Raw genomic sequence first — 18,346 nt, 5'->3', positions numbered from 1 at the left:
AACTCAAAGGCTTACCAGAAGTACACCATGGGCAACCACTGGGTTTTCTTAGTTTGGGGAAGTGGAAGCCCCCGTTTGGGGGCTTCTTTTGTGGTTGGCTAAAATGGCCTAGCTGTAATGCTTATTCAGCAGGTGCTTTTTCAAGCAGGTCTTTGGCTTGTAAATCCAACCAGATTTTGTTTTGTGAATCCGCAGCTGGCAAACCTTCTTTATAGTCTTCCTTGATGGCTTTCATGAAGGATTGGCATAACAAACCTACTACGAATACAAGTGGGAAGCCGGTTAGAATTGAAACGGTTTGCAAGGGTTTCAATGACTCTGGATTGACGAAATACAGCGCCAAGGAAACTCCACCGGCAAGGATTAGCCAGAATGTTACATTCCATTTTGCAGGGTCTTGATCGTCGGTCAGTTTTTCTTGCGTGGCTGCTGCCAAAGAGTAACCAACAGCGCAGTGACCAGTGATGTAGGATACCAGTGTTATCAGCCCAAAGAAGAAGATAAAGATGCTGGAGAGTGGTAGCTCTGACAGCATTGTTGTAACCACCATACCGCGGCCACCCTCGCTCATTGCGGCCATAAGGTCAGCTTGGCCTGATACCTGTAAGTCAATGCCGAAACCGGGTAAGACCATATAAAACACCATGCAGCCGAGAGAGCCGAATATTAAACCACCTGCAACGATTTCACGTATGGTGCGGCCCTTGGAGATTTTAGCGATGAATAGCCCGAATGGTAATGCATAAACCACCCACCAAGAGAAGTAGAAGACAGTCCATGCTTGCGGAAAGCCAGTTTCGCGCAGTACATCGGTTACAAAACTCATGTAAATAAAGTTTTGTAGGAGTAACCCGAGGCCATCTACAGATTGGTTTAGAATAAATGATGTAGGGCCACATAGAAGAAGTGCGATGATGAGTACGATATCCATGCGCACATTCCACTTAGACAGTAGTGAAACGCCTTTTTCTAGCCCGAAAATTAGCGCCGCTAATGGAATGAACGTCCATAGAAAGATTACGAATGTATCTAGCGCTGCATTGGAAGATTCCCAACCTGCTAGGTAAACGATAACCCCTGAAATAAGTGGCGTTCCCAATGCTAGTGATGTCATTACACCGCCAATCATTCCAAACATGTAAAGAAAGTTACAGGCATGGCCTGCAAAACCGTCTGCGCGATCGCCAAGTACAGGGCGAACAAACTCGTTTACTTTCATATTGGTTTGTTTGCGGATGAAAAAGAAATAACCCATTGGTATAGCACAGCAAATGTACCAAGCCCAAGCTGAGGGTCCCCAGTGGAACATGCCGTAGGCCGATGCCCACCTTGCAGCGTCGGCCGAACCCGATTCTATACCAAAGGGCGGCGATTGCATGATCCAAATCCATTCAACACTACCTAAGTAAAGAACGCTACCACCCGTACCTGATGTAAAAATAAGCCCTAGCCAAGTGAATGTACTAAAGACCGGTTTTTTATTTGGGTCTCCAAGAACAACGCCGCCATATCGACCAAAGGCCAAGTATAGGCAAAAAGCAACCGAGGCAAATGTACTAATAAGAAAAAACCAGCCAAGTTCATTGGTGGTAAAGGCGTGTACCTTATCTAAAACTGCATTGCTACCTTTTGGGTCGTACATGAAGTAAGCGCCCATAACCAGCGTAACAACCAACGCGGGGTAGAATACCCATTTGTCAATTGCACCCTCACGATGATCAGAAGTTGATTCCATGTCATATCCTCCCTACTGATTGCTTGAATATGACATCTGGTATAGCAGTTGAATACCTGGTAAAGTTCCTTAGGGTTAGTTTTTTCATTGTAATAATTTTAAGTTTAATATTTATTGGCGGTAATATATATATTATAATTGTTTTAGTATGTATGAATATAAAAGAGTTTATCTTGTAAATATTTTATCTGATACTTTAATTATTCGTTTTCTTTGGTGCTATAACGAAGCTGTGAACGTAACTTGATACGCATTGCTTTGGCGAACTGAGCCCTGCTGGTTTAACTTTTTATAGCTGTTCTTCGTTTTACATAATGGGCTGAATAGTTAGATAGATGCCGTTATGCCACCATCGACGTATATTATTTGACCTGTTACAAAGTCTGAAGCTGAAGAGGCTAAATACACGCAGGTTCCGACAAGCTCTTCGACTTTACCCCATCTATTGGCTGGTGTGCGTTTACATAGCCAGTTTGAAAAATCTTCATCTTCAACGAGGGCAGTATTCATTTCTGTTGCAAAATAGCCTGGACCTATGCCGTTGACCTGTATTCCCTTTGCAGCCATTTCGGTTGCTAGTCCTTTAGTAAGCATTTTTACAGCACCTTTAGAGGTGGTATACGCCACGATGGAAGAGCGTCCAAGTTCACTCATTAGTGAGCAAATATTTATTATCTTACCGGCTTTTCGCTCTTTCATATACTCACAGACTTCACGGCATAGCAGGAAGGGGCCTGTGACATTGATGTCCATAATTGTATCCCAAGTATCTTTGGGGCAATCGACTATAGGTGTTCTCTTTTGAATACCTGCATTATTCACGAGTATATCAATTGGTCCTATTTCGTCTTCAATGTTTTTAATTGCAGAAATGACAGCTAATTCATTAGTTACATTAAAGGCATAGGGAGAGGCGGTTAAGCCCTTAGCCTTTAATTTTTCTGCTGCTTCTTGTGCACCTTGCTGTCTGGTTGAATTGATAATGACATGAGCGCCATGCTCGGCGAGGCCACAGGCCAGCGAATAACCAATGCCGCGGGCAGACCCTGTTATAAGCGCTCGTTTTCCCTTTAAATCAAATAGGCCCATTCTTGTTGTTCCTTTATTTAAGCATTATTTGGATTGAGTTATCTGGGATTGTCCGGTGGCTTGGCTGAGTTAACATTATTGATTTGTTTGCTGTGGAGCCGAGGATGTCGCAGCTGGATACAGATCACGTATCAAACCTTTTTGAATTAAATTTTGTTCGCTATCGACCTTGTTGGAATAGTCTCCTTAATTAACTGACATTTTAGTTATTGCATTTCTATATAAGAAATTACCGTAAATGGGATATATCATGTTACCAAGAGTAAGAAATCCGTTATTTGCCTAAGTTGATAGTACATTGTTTTGAATAATAATATTCAATTTTCACTTATGGTGATGAGAAATAACAAGATAATAAAACTGGAATTCTAGTTGGGGGAAATATGGGAGATATTGCTGCAAAGGTCGTGTTTCTTGAGCCTGGTTATACTTCTTATGAAACTGAGAAGGCCGCGTTATCGGAGTTTGAACTTGATTTTGTTGTTGTGGGTAATGATGCGAGTGATGAGGAGCGCTGTGCCGCGGTTCAAGATGCTGATATTGTTATGCTTCGGGACCGGGTGTTAGACCAAACACTTCTGGATTCTATGGGGAGAGCAAAGGGCATTGTTCGTTATGGTGTTGGATACAACAATATAGATTACGAGTATGCTGCGATAAAGAAAATCCCAGTGTGTAACGTGCCAGATTATGGTGCCGACGCCGTTGCAGAGTTTGCCATTGGTTTAATGTTCGCAGCCTCTAGAATGATTGTTTCACGCGATAAAGCTGTTCGGCAAGGTGCTTGGGATATTTCAGAGGCTCAGCAAGTCCGTGTCCTTGCTGGAAAGACGCTTGGATTAATTTCATTTGGCCGGATTGCAAGATGCCTAAAAGCGAAGACAGACGGAATTGGCTTTGAAAAAGTCATCGTATACGATCCTTTCCTCTCAGAGGCAGAAGCTAAAAAGCATAATATCATCAAGGTGGATATGGATACTTTATGTAAAGAAAGCGATATTGTGTCCTTGCATGCGCCCTTAACGAGTGAGACTTATCATCTGTTGAATGCGCAGCGTATTGCTATGATGAAAACGACGGCTGTGGTTGTGAATACGGGGCGTGGGGGGCTGATTGATGAGGATGCACTTTATTATGCCTTGAAAAACAAACGTCTATTTGCAGCTGCTATTGATGTTTTTGAAAACGAACCGGTTGCAAGTGACCATAAACTATTTGAATTAGATAATACCGTTGTTAGTGATCATACAGCTTGGTTTACTGTTGAATCGCTTAGGGAGTTGCAGACGAAGGCTGGTCTTGAAGCTGTGCGAATGTTGCAAGGTGAAAGACCAAAAAACTGGATTAACCGCTGGGATTAAGGGAATAACTAAGAGGGCCACTCGTTTGAGTGGTCGGGCTTGGTACCATCTTATGCTTTTATATATCGGTTCGGCCCTTCAAAGGTGACCGGTGAAATTTTACTGTTGTTGCTCTTGTTACTACAAGTTCATGCAGGGTGCGTGTTTTGGGGCTTGCGCTTCTCAGTGAGTAGAATATTAACGAATGTGTTAGCGAAATGCCGATGAAAGAGCGGAGAAAATTACTAAGAGATATTGTTTATTCTCGCCTCAAATCAAGAATAGTTATTGGCAAACTGGCGATGGGTTCAAAGCTTTCAGAGAACTTAATCGCCAGTGAGTTCGGGGTTAGTAAATCACCAGTTCGCGATGCAATACAGATGCTAGAAAGAGACGGGTTGGTGATAGTTAAGCAGCAGTCCGGAACATTTGTCGTGAGGCCGACGAAAAAGCATCTAAAAGAAATTCTAGAACATCGCCATGCAATAGAGATTGGCAGTTTGCGATTTTGCGACAAAGACCGGCTTTCTGACTTGGGGCAGGAGTTGTCAGAATTGGTTGAGCAAATGGAAATGGCTATTGCTCAAGATAATACTGCTTTGTTTTATATACTAGATCGGCAATTTCATGAACAGATAGTTGCAAGTTCCGGTAATCAGCTTTTGGTGCGTTCCTACGAGATTTCTAGTGCACTGATGGCAGTTATACTGAACCACTACGGGCTTTCCAAAGACTATGTGATGAAAGCCTATGGAGAGCACTGTGCGATTGCCAATTTTATGATTGATGGAGATTTAAAGTCGGTACTTTCTATCCTCGATGCTCACTTGGATGTTGAGCGCAATATTTACTATGGTGACGCACGCTCATTGTGACGTGGAACTTGTGAGGCTCTTTCATCTGGCTAGCCCCTATTTTTGATTGAGTTGATATGGGTGAGGGGGATGACCGTTGTTGGGCAAGTGCTTGTTATGCCTGATACCAAGAGAGGTTTGTGAATTGGTGGCAGCGTTTACCTTGGTTTTTAGCCGTGTAACGGTTTCGTTTTTAAGAAATGGGATTGACTCTTTCCATTGGTTTGACTAAGCAAAGTGCTGGATTTGGCGGCTCGCTTGCGGGCCGCCTTTTACCGATTGCGCACCCGAGAATACCCCAGGCGCTGTTTGGTGGTTTTCTGTCGGTCTCACTTTTTAAAATATAAGGTGAGAACAAGGAGGGCGCGTTTCCTTAAAACACATAATACAAAGGAAACTGCGATGTCTAAGCGTCAAAGTGCCAAGTATAAAATTGACCGCCGTATGGGCGAAAACATCTGGGGTCGTCCTAAGAGCCCAGCTAACCGCCGCGAATACGGCCCAGGTCAACACGGTCAGCGCCGTAAAGGTAAACTTTCTGACTTTGGTGTGCAGCTGCGTGCCAAGCAGAAACTGAAAGGTTACTACGGTAACATTTCTGAAAAGAAATTCCACAAGATCTACGTTGAAGCTTCCCGTTTGCGCGGCGATACTTCTGAAAACCTGATCGGTCTTTTGGAAAGCCGTCTTGACGCTATCGTTTATCGCGCAAAATTCGTTCCTACCGTATTTGCTGCACGTCAGTTCATCAACCACGGTCATGTGAACGTAAACGGTCGTCGTGTTAACGTTGGTAGCTACATGTGTAAGCCTGGCGACGTTATCGAAGTTCGCGAAAAGTCCAAGCAACTCGCTATCGTTCTGGAAGCTGTTCAGTCAGCAGAACGTGATGTGCCTGACTATGTCGATGTTGACAGCAACAAGCTGACAGCAACATTCAGCCGCGTTCCTGGTTTTTCTGATGTGCCATATCCGGTACAGATGGAACCAAATCTGGTTATCGAATTCTATTCTCGCTAATAGAATTGCCAGAGACGAATTTCAATTGGGTCACCCATCGGGTGGCCCTTTTTTGTGGCTTGCCATGCACCGAGACCAGCGCTAGAACATCGCGCAGAATATGAACGCAAAACCTGTTCAGAACAGGAATAATGAGCATACAATGAGCCAAACCATAAGCCCCCTAGAAAGTGCGCCTATTGCCGAGAGTTTGCCAGAAGAAAAGGTGAAGGTTGACCCTGATTGCCATCCGCTGTTTCGCGAGGTGCCTCGTTCGGTTTCCTTTAAGAAGCTGCGCAAACGGCTGCTGCGCGAAGTGCGAGAGGCGATTTCGGCTTATGGCATGATTGCGCCAGATGCGGATAAAAAACGGCCCAAGTGGCTGGTGTGCCTGTCTGGTGGCAAGGATAGCTTTACGTTATTGGCGGTTCTATGGGATTTGAAGTGGCGTGGCTTGTTGCCCGTAGATCTGGTCGCTTGTAATCTGGACCAGTCGCAGCCGGGATTTCCTGCACATATTTTGCCGGAGTTTTTTGAGCGCTTTGATATTCCCAATATTATTGTGCGCGAGAACACCTACGGTATCGTCACCGACAAATTGCCTGAAACAAGTACCTACTGCTCTTTATGTTCGCGGTTGCGGCGCGGGATTTTGTATCGCACGGCACGTGAGCAGGGGTGTGAGGCGATTGTGCTTGGTCATCACCGCGACGATGCGCTGGAAACGTTTTTTATGAATATGTTCCATGGTGGGCGTATGGCGGCCATGCCACCCAAACTGGTGAATGACGAGGGTGACTTGATGGTCTTGCGGCCGCTGATCAACTCGTGCGAGGCGGACATCGAGAAGTTTTCCAATGCCATGCAATTTCCGATTATTCCTTGTAACCTGTGTGGCTCGCAAGATGGCTTGCAGCGGGTGCAGGTGAAAGCAATGTTGCAGCAATGGGAAAAGGAAACGCCAGGACGCCTTGGCATTATGGCGCGTTCCTTGGGGCATGTGCGACCTTCGCACTTGCTGGATGGCGAGCTATGGGATTTTGCCGGATTGCGGCCCAATGACGGTGCGAATGTTCAAGGAGCGGACGATGAAGGGCCTTGTGCAGCATCACTTGCCATAAATGAGAAGCTATTTGGCAACGAGTTTTCGTAGTCGCTATAATAGTTCCTTGTGTAATGATTAGCCTATTAAGAGAGGGATAGCGCGATGCTGCCCCTCACTTTTCCTGGAATTTGTAGTTCGACTAGAGTTATTTCTTTTGTTTTAAAAGCCGTCCAATAGTTGTGTGGTTTTTCATTTCTTTGCGCGCCACTTGGCAAACGTTGTTTCCCACCAATGTGTGTGCTCCCTTACGGGTCATAACACGTAAAAATGACTTGCGTTTTTCTGTTAATGGCAAGGCATTGGCTGCGTGATAAAGCTCATCATCTTTTAGCCCTGCTTTTTTTGAAGTATAAACGTAATAACTGGCAAAGGCTTGATCGTTAAAAACCAGATCATTACATTTTCTGGCCATTGTGTTTGCAGCAAAGTAGTTTCCTGCATGCTCGGCTACCAATGCCTTTTGCTTTGTATCAAGTTCGACATGTTTGCGTGTTACGCAGCCTGTGGCTGTTAAGCCTGTGAAGCATAGTAAGGCTATTAAGGCTAAACGATGTTTGTTCATATTATAAATTCCCAATCTACCTTATAAATAGTAGCAAATAATTATATATATTATAAGTTGTATTAATGGTTTTTTGTAATAATCATCAAAATAAAAAAGGGCGGCCCTGCGGCCACCCATAATATTTGGTAAAATGAGTATTTCATTTTACCTATTATTCTTACACGTACTCTTGTCCGAAAACCGGTAGATACTTTTCGGGAATACGATCTAGTTTAACCTTGCGGTGTAAACTCAATGCCTTTGCCTGTGAAAAGCGCTGGCAGCTCTTGAGATTGAAACATTTCACGAATGATGTCGCAGCCGCCGATGAATTCACCTTTGACGTAAAGCTGGGGAATGGTTGGCCATTGGCTGTAATCTTTAATGCCTTGGCGCAGGCTGTCGTCTTCTAAGACATTATGGCCGACATATTTGACGCCCACGTAATCGAGTATTTGTACCACTTGCCCGGAAAAGCCGCATTGAGGGAAAGATGGGGTACCTTTCATGAATACAACAACGTCGTTGTTTTCTACTTCATGTTTGATCCAGCTCTGGATATCGCTCATTACATATTCCTTATCATATACCCGGCTTCAAAGGCCGGAGAGCGTTAAATTTCATGGCGTTTAGTGCATGAGAATGCGGAAACGGTCAAGCAAGATATGCCGTTATGATTCGGGTTTATTGCTTTTTTTTGCGTTAGCACAAACTAGGCTCAGCTCTCGGGTGCCGAGGTTTGCAATGCCAAAGCATGCAGCTCATCGCCCATTTTACCTTTGAGTGCCTGATACACCAGCTGGTGTTGTTGAACCCGCGTTTTACCGCTGAATTCTTTTGATACAACGACTGCGGCGAAATGGTCGCCATCGCCTGCCAGATCGCGAATCTCTACATGGGCATCTGGCAATGCTTCTTTAATGAGGGTTTGAATTTCTCCTGCGTCCATCGCCATAAGCCATGTTCCTTTATGCTGGCGAGGCGTGCCGACTTTATCGGCAACGCCTTCAAATTGCTCTTCTAGCTGGTTTGGGCCATATAAGCGGGGAACCAGCCTTCGTAGGCAGATTGTAGCTGTGCAACCGTAAGGGTGGCAATTTCAGAAAAGATCAAATCTGTGGATCCTGTGGTTCCAAGGTGATCTATCTGGATACCGGCGTCAATGGCATCTTCTTCGAAAGCTGCTAAATCGTCCATTTTAAGGGCGACAAGATAGCGCCCCTGATCCTCACCAAACATAAGTGCGTGTTGATCTTCTTCCGGCAAGCTTACTGTTGCACCAATGCCTGAGCGTAGTGCCATTTCGGCTAGGGCAACGGCCAGGCCGCCTGACGAAATGTCATGAACTGCGCCTACTCGCCCTTGTAGGATTGCTTCACGGACGAATGTGCCAATGCGTTTTTCTTTTTCCAGATCAACGGCAGGTGGAGCACCTTCTTCTTGCCCCAACAGCTCGGTTGCGTATTGCGATTGACCCAAATGGCTGCCATGGCCGCCAAGAAGAACCACAGCCTGCCCCTCATGGGTGAAGCAGTTACCAACGCGTTGGTCGATATTTTTCAAGAGGCCAACCGCGCCAATGGCTGGTGTTGGCATGATGCCTTCGCCAAAGGTTTCGTTGTAAAGCGAGACGTTGCCGGAAACGATCGGTGTTTCCAATGCCTCGCAGGCTTCACCAAGACCTTTGATTGCGCCAACAAACTGGCCCATGATTTCCGGCTTTTCCGGATTACCGAAATTGAGGTTGTCGGTAACAGCCAAAGGTAACGCGCCAACTGCACACAAGTTACGATAGGCTTCTGCCACTGCTTGCTTGCCGCCCTCAAACGGATTGGCCTGGCAATAGCGCGGAGTAACGTCTACGGTAAAGGCAAGGCCCTTTTGTGTTCCGTCAACGCGGATCACGCCCGCGTCACCGCCAGGTGTTTGGGCGCTATTGCTCTGGATGAGCGTGTCGTATTGCTCGTAAACCCAGCGGCGGGAACAGCCATTGGCACCACCAATGAGTTGCAGCAGAGCTTCTTTGTAATCATCCGGTGCTTTGAAGGCATTCGCATCAACTGCTTCCGGCTCTGGCCATTGGACCCAAGGACGGTCATATTCGGGGGCCTCATCGCCCAGCTCTTTAATGGGCAGATCGGCAACAACTTCGCCTAGATGTTTGATAACAAAGCGAAGGGTGTCAGTGGTTATGCCGCAAATGGCGAAATCCAGGCCCCATTTAACGAAGATGGCTTCTGCTTCGGCCTTTTTAGAAGGCTCCAGCACCATGAGCATGCGCTCTTGGCTTTCGGAGAGCATCATCTCGTAGGCACTCATGTTTTCTTCACGTGCTGGCACCAAATCAAGGTCCAGCTCGATACCGAGGTTGCCCTTTGCACCCATTTCAACAGCAGAGCAGGTGAGACCTGCCGCGCCCATGTCCTGAATGGCGATAACCGCACCGGTTTTCATCAGCTCAAGGCAGGCTTCCATCAAGCATTTCTCGGTGAATGGGTCACCCACTTGAACGGTTGGGCGTTTTTCCTCGATGGTTTCGTCAAATTCAGCGGAAGCCATGGTTGCACCGCCGACACCGTCGCGCCCGGTTTTGGCACCAAGGTAAACGACCGGTAGGCCAACACCTTTGGCTTCAGAGAGGAAGATTTTGTCGGCATCGGCCAGACCAGCTGCGAAAGCGTTGACCAAACAGTTGCCGTTATAGCTTTTGTGGAACTCGACCTCGCCGCCAACAGTTGGCACGCCGAAGGAATTACCGTAGCCACCAACACCGGAGACCACACCGGAAACCAAGTGACGGGTGCGCGGGTGGTTTGGCTCACCAAAGCGCAGGGAGTTCATAGCTGCAACAGGGCGCGCGCCCATGGTGAAGACATCGCGCAAGATACCACCAACGCCAGTGGCGGCACCTTGATAAGGCTCGATGTAAGATGGGTGGTTGTGGCTTTCCATTTTGAAAACCACGGTCTGACCATCGTCGATATCGACGACACCTGCATTCTCGCCAGGGCCCTGAATAACGCGGGGGCCAGTGGTGGGAAGGGTTTTCAGCCAAAGCTTGGATGATTTATATGAGCAGTGCTCATTCCACATGGCGGAAAATATGCCAAGTTCGGTAAATGTTGGTTCGCGGCCAATGAGCTCTAGAATACGGGCGTATTCGTTCTCTTTTAGGCCATGGGCTTCAATGAGTTCTGGGGTGATCTCTACGGGTTTATTGAGCATCGCACTTTAATACTTGGGCGTTAAACATTGCGCTTATCGCCGGGCCGGAAACTAAGGCTCATGTAGCAGAAAATAAATGAAATTGGAAATAAACTTGTGCTTTTCTAGCTAAAAAACAGCGTGAAATTCTATTGGGTTAGCGCAAAATTTTGCACTATGCTTACTTGTCCAAGTTCTTGATAGGTGTTTACTAATTTAAATCATTCGGCTGGTGATTGAACCTGCTCTAAGCGTATGTATGGTCTGTGCAAAGTGATGCTGTTCATTTAAAAATCGATGTTGCCGGTGATTGTGTTGATAGTCATGGTAGAATTCGACAGCATGTATTGTGTCCATTGACCGCCACCTTTTGCTTTGCTCCACTTGCCTTTTCCGCCAACCACTTTCCATTCGCCTTTCGTGATTTTTCCATTAACCTGTTGCATGCTGATTGAAATAGCAAAACTCTGTCCATCGATATCTTTCAGGCCACAATACCCTTTGCCATCCAGTTTCTTATTGGCAATAAGCGCGGCTGCATAGCAGCTACCAGAAGCGCCGTGTAAAGGGTCGTCCTCGTTTACTCCGATGTAAGCGATATCAGCATTCAAGCGTCGCAAGTATAATTGGTCAGTTATCGCCAGCAGGTTTTGGTTGCCAAAGTTAGTGAGCTTTGGTGCGGTTGAAAATGTGGTTGCTTTTGCGTTGACTTCTGCCGAGAAAGCAATGCCCGCTTGTACAATGCAAACCATAAGAATCGTTACTAAGAAGATTGTTGCATTGAGAATAACGGGCTTATTATTTGCTCTGATAACTTGAACCGAATTTTGCGTTTTTTCTGTTTGCTTCCGGCTATGACCTTCTAAATCGAAAATCGTCATATCTTGTATCCAATGCTTCGTTACGCCTTCTTATTTCATGTGGCGTTTATTATGCGCTTACGGTTACCCGTTCTTGCAAGGTTTTGTTTTAAGCAAGCATGTGGCTTTGGGAAGGGCAAGACATTGTGCGTGAACTGGTTAGCTATAGGTTTTAAGCTATTCGTTATTTGAGATTAATTATCTACATAATGGCTGGCTAAAGGCTATTGGCAACTCAAGTCGCGTCTTTGTTCTTTTAATATTAGGTTTTGTTATAACTGGGGGAGGTACAAGCTGCTATTGTTCTGTTTCCTGTGGGAATTGAAGAACAATTATCATCATGTATTTATGTGATAATATAGCGGCTTGTACCTGAAGACTATGCGATGGGACCACCAATTAATTGTTTTATTTAATATTGGTTTTAAATTTCGATTGCACAGTCTTTACTTGCATACTAACGTAGATGGATAAATGAATAGTACATAATCATTGACAATTCGTTCACCACGTTTTTGGAAATCGACTTAGTATGATGCGTTCTGAAAAAGAAATGAGCGATGCTTCTAGCTTTGACCGCCTCTCCTCTTTGCTAGAAGCATTTCGTATTGAAGCACAATTGTGTACTGACAACGAACCTTCGAAGTGCAATTTCATTATTTATGAAGGTGAAGGGAAGCAGCAACTGCTCTATTATCCTTCATTGTCTTGTCGCGAGCATTTTGTTCTACCAGAAACTATAGATAAGGTTTTATTGTGTGCGCAGGTTTATCTCGGTTCAAAAGATTCCCAGATACACAGAGTATTTCCGCGTGAAATTGCTGTAGAAATCGATAGTGAGGCAAGCTTAGCCTCGATATGTCATTTAATTTTCGAAGAAATTGAGTTTCAACGATGCGGTCGAGATGCTGTGTTTCGCCGATTATGTGAAGTGCTATTAATACGGCTGTTAAGACATTACATAGGGAACAAGCTGGCTGATGTGGGCATGGTTGCCGGTTTATCCCACACTCAACTCGCCAAGGTTATGGCCGCTGTGCATGAGGCACCGGAGTTTCCATGGCGCCTTGAAACAATGGCGGATGTTGCTTGTATGTCGCGCACAGGATTTGCCACATTGTTTCGCCAGCGCGTGGGTATGACGCCTGGTAATTATTTGAGTTTGTTTCGGCTTTCGCTTGCACAAAAAGAACTGGCAGAGGGGAAGCCACTCAAGGATGTGGCCGTGCGGGTTGGATACTCTTCGGCCACGTCGCTTTCACGGGCATTACATAAGCATAGGCAAAGCGAGGCGGTTTAAACTATCCTACAAGATGCAAGAATTTTGTTTGTCATAATTGTTTGTCCTTGTTGAATTAGAGCCATCGTAAATTTGTGCGAGGAAATGAGATGAAAGCAATGGATAAAACGAAAGGCGGTGGCTTGGTGTTGCTTGAGATTGTTCTTGTTTTCCTTCGCCTCGGGCTAACTTCTTTTGGCGGGCCGGTTGCGCATCTTGGCTACTTTCGAGAAGAATTCGTGACACGACGCCGCTGGCTCGATGATGCCAGTTATGGAGACTTGGTCGCTTTGTGCCAGTTTCTGCCCGGTCCTGCCAGCTCGCAAGTGGGTTTTGCAATCGGCTTGCTGCGCGGAGGCTGGTATGGAGCCATACTGGCGTTTGTCGGTTTTACATTGCCCTCTGCGATTTTGATGATTGGCTTTGCTTTCGGGGCTGTTTGGCTGGATGGCCCTTTCGGTATAGGTCTTATTCACGGCTTAAAACTGGTGGCAGTGGCCGTTGTGGCGCATGCGGTTTGGGGTATGGCGCAAAAGTTGTGCCCTGATTGGCAGCGCAGTGTAATAGCTCTTATTAGTATGTTGGTGCTTGCTTTAGTGGGTTCGGCCTTAACTCAGGTGCTGGTGATTGCTGTTGGGGCACTCATTGGCTGGTGGATGCTTTCGAGTGCACAGCAACCCTCGCCAGTGCATGAAACAAATGGCCCAGAGCGTGGGCTCAAGAGTGTTGTGCTCATGCTTGTGTTTGTGGTTTTACTGATTGGCCTGCCAATAATGGCGGATACAGGCGATAATAACTTTCTGGCCTTGGTAAGTGGCTTTTACCAGTCTGGTGCGCTTGTTTTTGGCGGTGGGCATGTTGTGCTGCCTTTGCTTGAGGTGCAAACGGTTGCCACCCAGCGGCTCAGTGAAGCGCAATTTTTAGCGGGTTATGGTGTGGCGCAAGCAGTACCAGGACCGTTGTTTACTTTTGCCGGATATTTGGGCGCTGTAGGTAGTTACGGGTTGAATGCAACTGCTGCGGGCCTTTGGGCATTATTTGCGGTTTTTTTGCCCGGCTTCTTACTGGTTGGAGCAGCACTGCCTTACTGGCAAGAGTTGCGCGTACGGCAAGATGTTCAAGGTATTTTGGCGGGTGCGAATGCAGCGGTTGTCGGGGTTTTGGCGTTTGCGCTTTATGATCCGCTTTGGACTTCAACAATCAATAGCAAGTTGGATTTTGTGGTGGCGGCAGCCGGATTTGTGATGCTAAGTCAATGGAAAATGCCCGCCTACAGCGTTGTTGTTATCTTGGGGGGCGCTGGGCTGGCGATGAGCCTGTTGTAAATACGTTATTTGTTATCGGGCTTTATAATCTCTGCGAAAACACCTGGTGTTTTCGCAGAGATTTTCGTTTAAGCGGCGTCGAGATGGGCCATGACGCTTTCGAACATGGCACGCCCTTCTACACCGCCATGCAGTGCTTCAATCAGGTTTTCCGGGTGTGGCATCATGCCAAGAACCCGGCCGTTTTCGCTGGTGATGCCTGCGATGTCGTTAATGGAGCCATTCGGGTTTGTGCCTTGGGCATAGCGGAAGGCAACCCGACCATCGTTCTCAAGTGTTTTGAGGGTGGCTTCATCGGCAAAGTAGTTGCCGTCGTGGTGAGCTACCGGACAACGCCAAATGCCGTTCTTTTCCATCTTGCTGGTAAAGGCGCTGTTGTTACTGGTGGTTTGTAACATCACTTCTTTACAGACAAAGTGCAGGGAAGCGTTGCGCATTAAAGCGCCAGGGAGAAGGCCGGCTTCAGTGAGCATTTGAAAACCATTACAAACACCGAGTACATAGCGGCCTTGCTGGGCTGCGCTTTTTATTGCGCCCATAATTGGGGAGCGGGCAGCAATGGCACCAGAGCGAAGGTAATCGCCATAGGAGAAGCCGCCGGGCAGGACATATAGATCCGCCTCGGGTAATTCGGTTTGCGTGTGCCAAACTGTTGCAACCGGCTGGCCGGATATTTGCTCCAAGGCTTTGATCATGTCGCGGTCGCGATTGGAGCCAGGGAAAAGGATAACAGCGGATTTCATGGTTCAGGTCCCGCAGATTGGGGTCAAAGAAGATAGAAGACAGCAAGCAGCGATAATGCGGCGGGCAGGCCAATAAAGATAAGTGCCTTCGTCACTAAAAAGCGAATGATACGGGCGGTTTCATCTTGAGGATTACCTTGTTGCATTAACGGCTCCTGTTTAGGCATGACGCAAGAGCGGCTTACAACCTTAAAGCTCTTGCTTCTTTTGGCAGTAACAAGCGCTTAGAGCATCTCTACAGCGTAGTTCTCAATTACTGTGTTGGCGAGAAGCTTTTCGCACATGGCCTTAATTTCTTCATCGGCTTTTTCTTTGCTAGTGCTGGTAAGCTCAAGGTCAAAAACCTTACCTTGGCGTACACCTTCAATGCCAGAAAAGCCAAGGGCAGCAAGAGAACCTTCAATGGCTTTACCTTGGGGGTCTAGAACGCCATTTTTGAGTGTTACGGTTACACGAGCCTTCATGATTTTAGGGTCCTTCGTGAAATTCTATAGAAAACGTTCCATTCGGTTCTGGTACGCATGAAAAGTGAAACCGGCTTGAGTTAAGCCGGTTTATATGTGTTTTATTTTACGAGCACTGGTCCGCTGCCCTTGGGGCGCTCTGAGTCGATAAAAATACCCAGACGGCGGGCAACTTCCTGATAGGCTTCAACCATTCCGCCCATGTTCTGGCGAAAACGATCTTTATCGAGCTTGTCGTTTGTTGTGGTGTCCCACAAGCGGCAGCTATCTGGAGAGATTTCATCAGCGAGGACAACACGCATGAGGTCGCCCTCGATCTGGCGGCCCATTTCGATTTTAAAATCTACCAAGCGGATACCAACACCAAGGAAAAGGCCCGAGAGGAAATCGTTGATACGGATGGCCATGGTCATCATATCGTCGAGTTCTTGCGGCGTAGCCCAGCCAAGCGCTGTTATGTGCTCTTCGGTGACCAGTGGGTCGCCAAGCTCGTCGTTTTTGTAGTAAAATTCGACGATAGAGCGAGAGAGTTGGGTGCCCTCTTCCAAGCCAAGGCGTTTGCAGATTGAGCCTGCTGCAACGTTGCGTACAACCACTTCCAGCGGGATTATTTCGACCTGATGGATAAGCTGCTCGCGCATGTTCAGGCGGCGAATGAAATGGGTTGGGATGCCCATGTTGTTGATGTGGTTGAAAATGAACTCGGATATCCGGTTGTTCAATACACCCTTGCCATCTACCACTTCATGCTTTTCATTGTTGAATGCGGTGGCATCATCCTTGAAGTGCTGGATGAGAGTACCTGGCTCCGGGCCTTCATAGAGAATTTTGGCCTTGCCTTCATAAATGCGACGGCGGCGGTTCATTGGCTTTACCACTTTATTAAATTGGTTATTAAGGCTAGCGCTTCAGTTAGCACCTTCCCCTACTTCATGGGAACAGTTAGGCGCAAGAACTTCCTGACTTCTTCCTATTAAAAGTACAGTGGTTTTTTGCTTTCATGTTTCCCATTTCGCGCGCAACTTAAATGACTTTTTCTTGAATTACAAATGCGATTATTTTCTCGTTTCCTGCGGATTTTTGCGACTTCCAAGAGGTGTTGCTATCAGTGATATTTTGCGTATAAGTGCATTCCATTACAGGGTGATTACCTGCCGCTTGGGCATTTATAGTCGATATGATGCTGGCTTTGAGCGGAGTGGGCAAGATACGGTTTGCTTTTGGAGGACTTTATGGGGTTGCTTGAAGATCGTGAAAATGCATTTGAGGGCGAGTTTGCTTTGAATGCGGATCAACTATTTAAAGTAAAAGCGCGGCGTAATAAATTGATTGCACAATGGGCCGGCGAGATGATGGAGTGCAATGAAGAGGAAATTGCAGCCTATGCGGTGAAGCTGGTTGGCTTTGATTTGGTTGAAAACGGTGATGAACTTGTTGTTGAGGACATTAAAGCTGCATTTGCTGATAAAGATGTGGAACAGTCTGAGCACCAAATTCGCCGGACTATGCAAGAGATGTTCGCAACGGCCCGCTTAGAAGTTGAAGCCGAGCTTTAAGCATTATGGGATAAACCCTCCTTGCGGGCAGACGCTTTAAGGAGGGTTTTTTATTAGGCTGTGACGGTATTTTTTGCGATGAAACCGTGCAAGATACTATCAAACAGCTCTGGTTTTTCCAGATAGGGAGAATGACCTGTATTCTCTAGAAACTTGGTTTCAATGTTGCCACCACAGCTTTCGTAGAGCTTTAAACTGTTGGCAATTTGTTGGCGCATAGGTTGTGGCGGGTATACAGTTTCACCCGGCCACCCCTCTATGGCCCCCATCTGACCTAATGTTCCAAGATCAAGCGGTGATTGATCACTGATAATCGCGTCATCCTCGCCTTGAACCCACAAAATGGGTGGTTTCTTACTGATATCACAAAAGGCTAATGGCTCTTTTTGGTAGATGGGCGAGAGCGCATTGACTGGTCCATATTGGCCTGGAGCGATAAACGGCCAGTTTGGTGAGGTTGTTGTGTCGCCAGGATATGCCTTTTCACTGCAATGCTGAGCCAGTGCCGCTTCTAAAATGGCATCAATGCGCTGCGGTTGAAAGGGGGGCTTCCATACGAAGTTGTTCAGTATATTTAAAGGCGAAAAGTTACTTTCTGTTGTGGCGTCTTTTTGTGCCAAGCGGTTTGCAAACTCGGGATTAACAGAACTGGCACCAGAACCTGCACCGTCGCTGTAACATGGTGTTCCATCGAGCTTACAGCCTCCATAGCCATAGGGGGAAGCAGGGCAAACCTGTGTCAATGAGAGTATTTTGTCGCTATGGGCTGCTAAAAAACGCCACATTACACCGCCACCCAGAGAATGGGCAACAAAATGCGCTTTGGGGATGTGTAGTGTTTGCATAAGGGCTGCAATATCGTCGCTAAAGTCTTCCAGCCCACGGGTAGCGTCAATAAGTGCGGCTTCTTCGGCCATGCCATAACCGCGTAAATCTGGCGCTATGGCATAGTATGCGGCCGGTAAACGCAACATGGTTTCTTCAAACCATGTTGCTGCGGACATATTGCCGTGAATGAATATGATTGGGCAACCCGCTTTATTTCCGCTTGTCAGGACGCGCGTGGTCAAGCGTTTTGAGGTAATAATTGATTGCTCGGTAATACATGGAATATTTGACAAGATAATCTCCATTGTAAGGCAAGTATAGATTACCCTCTGTGAGATATCAGTCAATAATAATTAATTGGGTTTGTTGGAAGAATTGTATTGATTACAATGTTGAGTGATGCACCTTCAAAGCTAAAAAT

19 protein-coding genes are annotated in these 18,346 nt (G+C 46.5%); 7 read left to right on the top strand and 12 right to left on the bottom strand.

Annotated features, from left to right (window positions below; translation table 11 throughout):
- Positions 1 to 121: 121 nt before the first annotated feature.
- Entirely contained in the window at positions 122 to 1,735 is a 1,614-nt protein-coding gene (locus AYK67_RS09590) for a BCCT family transporter (protein WP_082735738.1), read from the bottom strand.
- A gap of 327 nt (positions 1,736 to 2,062) precedes the next feature.
- On the bottom strand, positions 2,063 to 2,824 hold the full coding sequence (locus tag AYK67_RS09585; protein ID WP_068085613.1) for a glucose 1-dehydrogenase: 762 nt from the start codon (positions 2,822 to 2,824) through the stop codon (positions 2,063 to 2,065).
- Positions 2,825 to 3,207: 383 nt separating this feature from the next.
- On the opposite strand from AYK67_RS09585, the gene AYK67_RS09580 reads away from it, so the two are divergent.
- The 4 genes from AYK67_RS09580 (at position 3,208) to ttcA (ending at position 7,170) form a co-directional block, all read left to right on the top strand.
- Positions 3,208 to 4,185 carry a C-terminal binding protein gene (locus tag AYK67_RS09580; protein WP_068085610.1) on the top strand — a complete coding sequence of 326 codons (978 nt, stop codon included), beginning with the start codon at positions 3,208 to 3,210 and terminating at the stop codon, positions 4,183 to 4,185.
- 203 nt (positions 4,186 to 4,388) lie between these two features.
- Positions 4,389 to 5,039: a GntR family transcriptional regulator gene (locus AYK67_RS09575; protein WP_068085608.1), complete on the top strand. Its 651-nt coding sequence runs from the start codon at positions 4,389 to 4,391 to the stop codon at positions 5,037 to 5,039.
- Positions 5,040 to 5,420: 381 nt separating this feature from the next.
- Positions 5,421 to 6,038 (top strand): 30S ribosomal protein S4, encoded by a 618-nt coding sequence (gene rpsD, locus AYK67_RS09570; protein WP_068085604.1) that lies wholly within the window; start codon positions 5,421 to 5,423, stop codon positions 6,036 to 6,038.
- Positions 6,039 to 6,180: 142 nt separating this feature from the next.
- Positions 6,181 to 7,170, top strand: a complete 990-nt coding sequence (ttcA, locus tag AYK67_RS09565) for a tRNA 2-thiocytidine(32) synthetase TtcA (RefSeq protein ID WP_156453114.1) — start codon at positions 6,181 to 6,183, stop codon at positions 7,168 to 7,170.
- 97 nt (positions 7,171 to 7,267) lie between these two features.
- Here the strand turns inward: ttcA and AYK67_RS09560 are convergent, their stop codons facing one another.
- From AYK67_RS09560 to AYK67_RS09540, 5 genes are all read right to left on the bottom strand, one after another.
- Positions 7,268 to 7,684: a hypothetical protein gene (locus AYK67_RS09560; RefSeq protein ID WP_068085601.1), complete on the bottom strand. Its 417-nt coding sequence runs from the start codon at positions 7,682 to 7,684 to the stop codon at positions 7,268 to 7,270.
- Positions 7,685 to 7,899: 215 nt separating this feature from the next.
- A complete protein-coding gene (grxD, locus tag AYK67_RS09555; RefSeq protein WP_068085597.1) occupies positions 7,900 to 8,235 on the bottom strand; it encodes a Grx4 family monothiol glutaredoxin in 336 nt (111 codons plus the stop codon).
- Between the two features lie 149 nt (positions 8,236 to 8,384).
- Positions 8,385 to 8,621 carry a BolA family protein gene (locus AYK67_RS09550; RefSeq protein WP_068085595.1) on the bottom strand — a complete coding sequence of 79 codons (237 nt, stop codon included), beginning with the start codon at positions 8,619 to 8,621 and terminating at the stop codon, positions 8,385 to 8,387.
- Between the two features lie 65 nt (positions 8,622 to 8,686).
- Positions 8,687 to 10,891, bottom strand: coding sequence for a phosphoribosylformylglycinamidine synthase subunit PurL (gene purL / locus AYK67_RS09545; protein ID WP_068085593.1), 2,205 nt, complete (start codon positions 10,889 to 10,891; stop codon positions 8,687 to 8,689).
- Between the two features lie 266 nt (positions 10,892 to 11,157).
- Complete coding sequence (locus tag AYK67_RS09540; RefSeq protein WP_068085591.1) at positions 11,158 to 11,751, bottom strand: hypothetical protein; 594 nt, start codon at positions 11,749 to 11,751, stop codon at positions 11,158 to 11,160.
- Between the two features lie 511 nt (positions 11,752 to 12,262).
- On the opposite strand from AYK67_RS09540, the gene AYK67_RS09535 reads away from it, so the two are divergent.
- Entirely contained in the window at positions 12,263 to 13,030 is a 768-nt protein-coding gene (locus tag AYK67_RS09535) for a helix-turn-helix domain-containing protein (protein WP_068085587.1), read from the top strand.
- A 98-nt stretch (positions 13,031 to 13,128) separates the two neighbouring features.
- Positions 13,129 to 14,334 carry a chromate efflux transporter gene (gene chrA, locus AYK67_RS09530; RefSeq protein ID WP_173645111.1) on the top strand — a complete coding sequence of 402 codons (1,206 nt, stop codon included), beginning with the start codon at positions 13,129 to 13,131 and terminating at the stop codon, positions 14,332 to 14,334.
- A gap of 68 nt (positions 14,335 to 14,402) precedes the next feature.
- Here chrA and purQ read toward each other — a convergent pair whose 3' ends face one another.
- The 4 genes from purQ to purC all read right to left on the bottom strand — a co-directional run bounded on the left by purQ (position 14,403) and on the right by purC (position 16,407).
- Entirely contained in the window at positions 14,403 to 15,077 is a 675-nt protein-coding gene (gene purQ, locus AYK67_RS09525) for a phosphoribosylformylglycinamidine synthase subunit PurQ (RefSeq protein WP_068085576.1), read from the bottom strand.
- A gap of 23 nt (positions 15,078 to 15,100) precedes the next feature.
- Positions 15,101 to 15,223: a phosphoribosylformylglycinamidine synthase-associated small membrane protein gene (locus AYK67_RS17590; protein ID WP_193788922.1), complete on the bottom strand. Its 123-nt coding sequence runs from the start codon at positions 15,221 to 15,223 to the stop codon at positions 15,101 to 15,103.
- 78 nt (positions 15,224 to 15,301) lie between these two features.
- Positions 15,302 to 15,544, bottom strand: coding sequence for a phosphoribosylformylglycinamidine synthase subunit PurS (purS, locus tag AYK67_RS09520; RefSeq protein WP_068085574.1), 243 nt, complete (start codon positions 15,542 to 15,544; stop codon positions 15,302 to 15,304).
- Positions 15,545 to 15,642: 98 nt separating this feature from the next.
- On the bottom strand, positions 15,643 to 16,407 hold the full coding sequence (purC, locus tag AYK67_RS09515) for a phosphoribosylaminoimidazolesuccinocarboxamide synthase (protein WP_068085571.1): 765 nt from the start codon (positions 16,405 to 16,407) through the stop codon (positions 15,643 to 15,645).
- Positions 16,408 to 16,773: 366 nt separating this feature from the next.
- Here purC and AYK67_RS09510 point away from each other — a divergent pair, with 366 nt between their 5' ends.
- Positions 16,774 to 17,097: a DUF1476 domain-containing protein gene (locus tag AYK67_RS09510; protein ID WP_068085570.1), complete on the top strand. Its 324-nt coding sequence runs from the start codon at positions 16,774 to 16,776 to the stop codon at positions 17,095 to 17,097.
- Positions 17,098 to 17,150: 53 nt separating this feature from the next.
- Here the strand turns inward: AYK67_RS09510 and AYK67_RS09505 are convergent, their stop codons facing one another.
- A complete protein-coding gene (locus tag AYK67_RS09505; protein WP_208976259.1) occupies positions 17,151 to 18,218 on the bottom strand; it encodes an alpha/beta hydrolase in 1,068 nt (355 codons plus the stop codon).
- Between the last annotated feature and the right edge of the window lie 128 nt (positions 18,219 to 18,346).

The organism is Polycladidibacter stylochi (assembly GCF_001562055.1).
Lineage (GTDB): Bacteria > Pseudomonadota > Alphaproteobacteria > Rhizobiales > Stappiaceae > Pseudovibrio > Pseudovibrio stylochi.
This window is presented reverse-complemented; position numbering and strand designations above follow the sequence as displayed.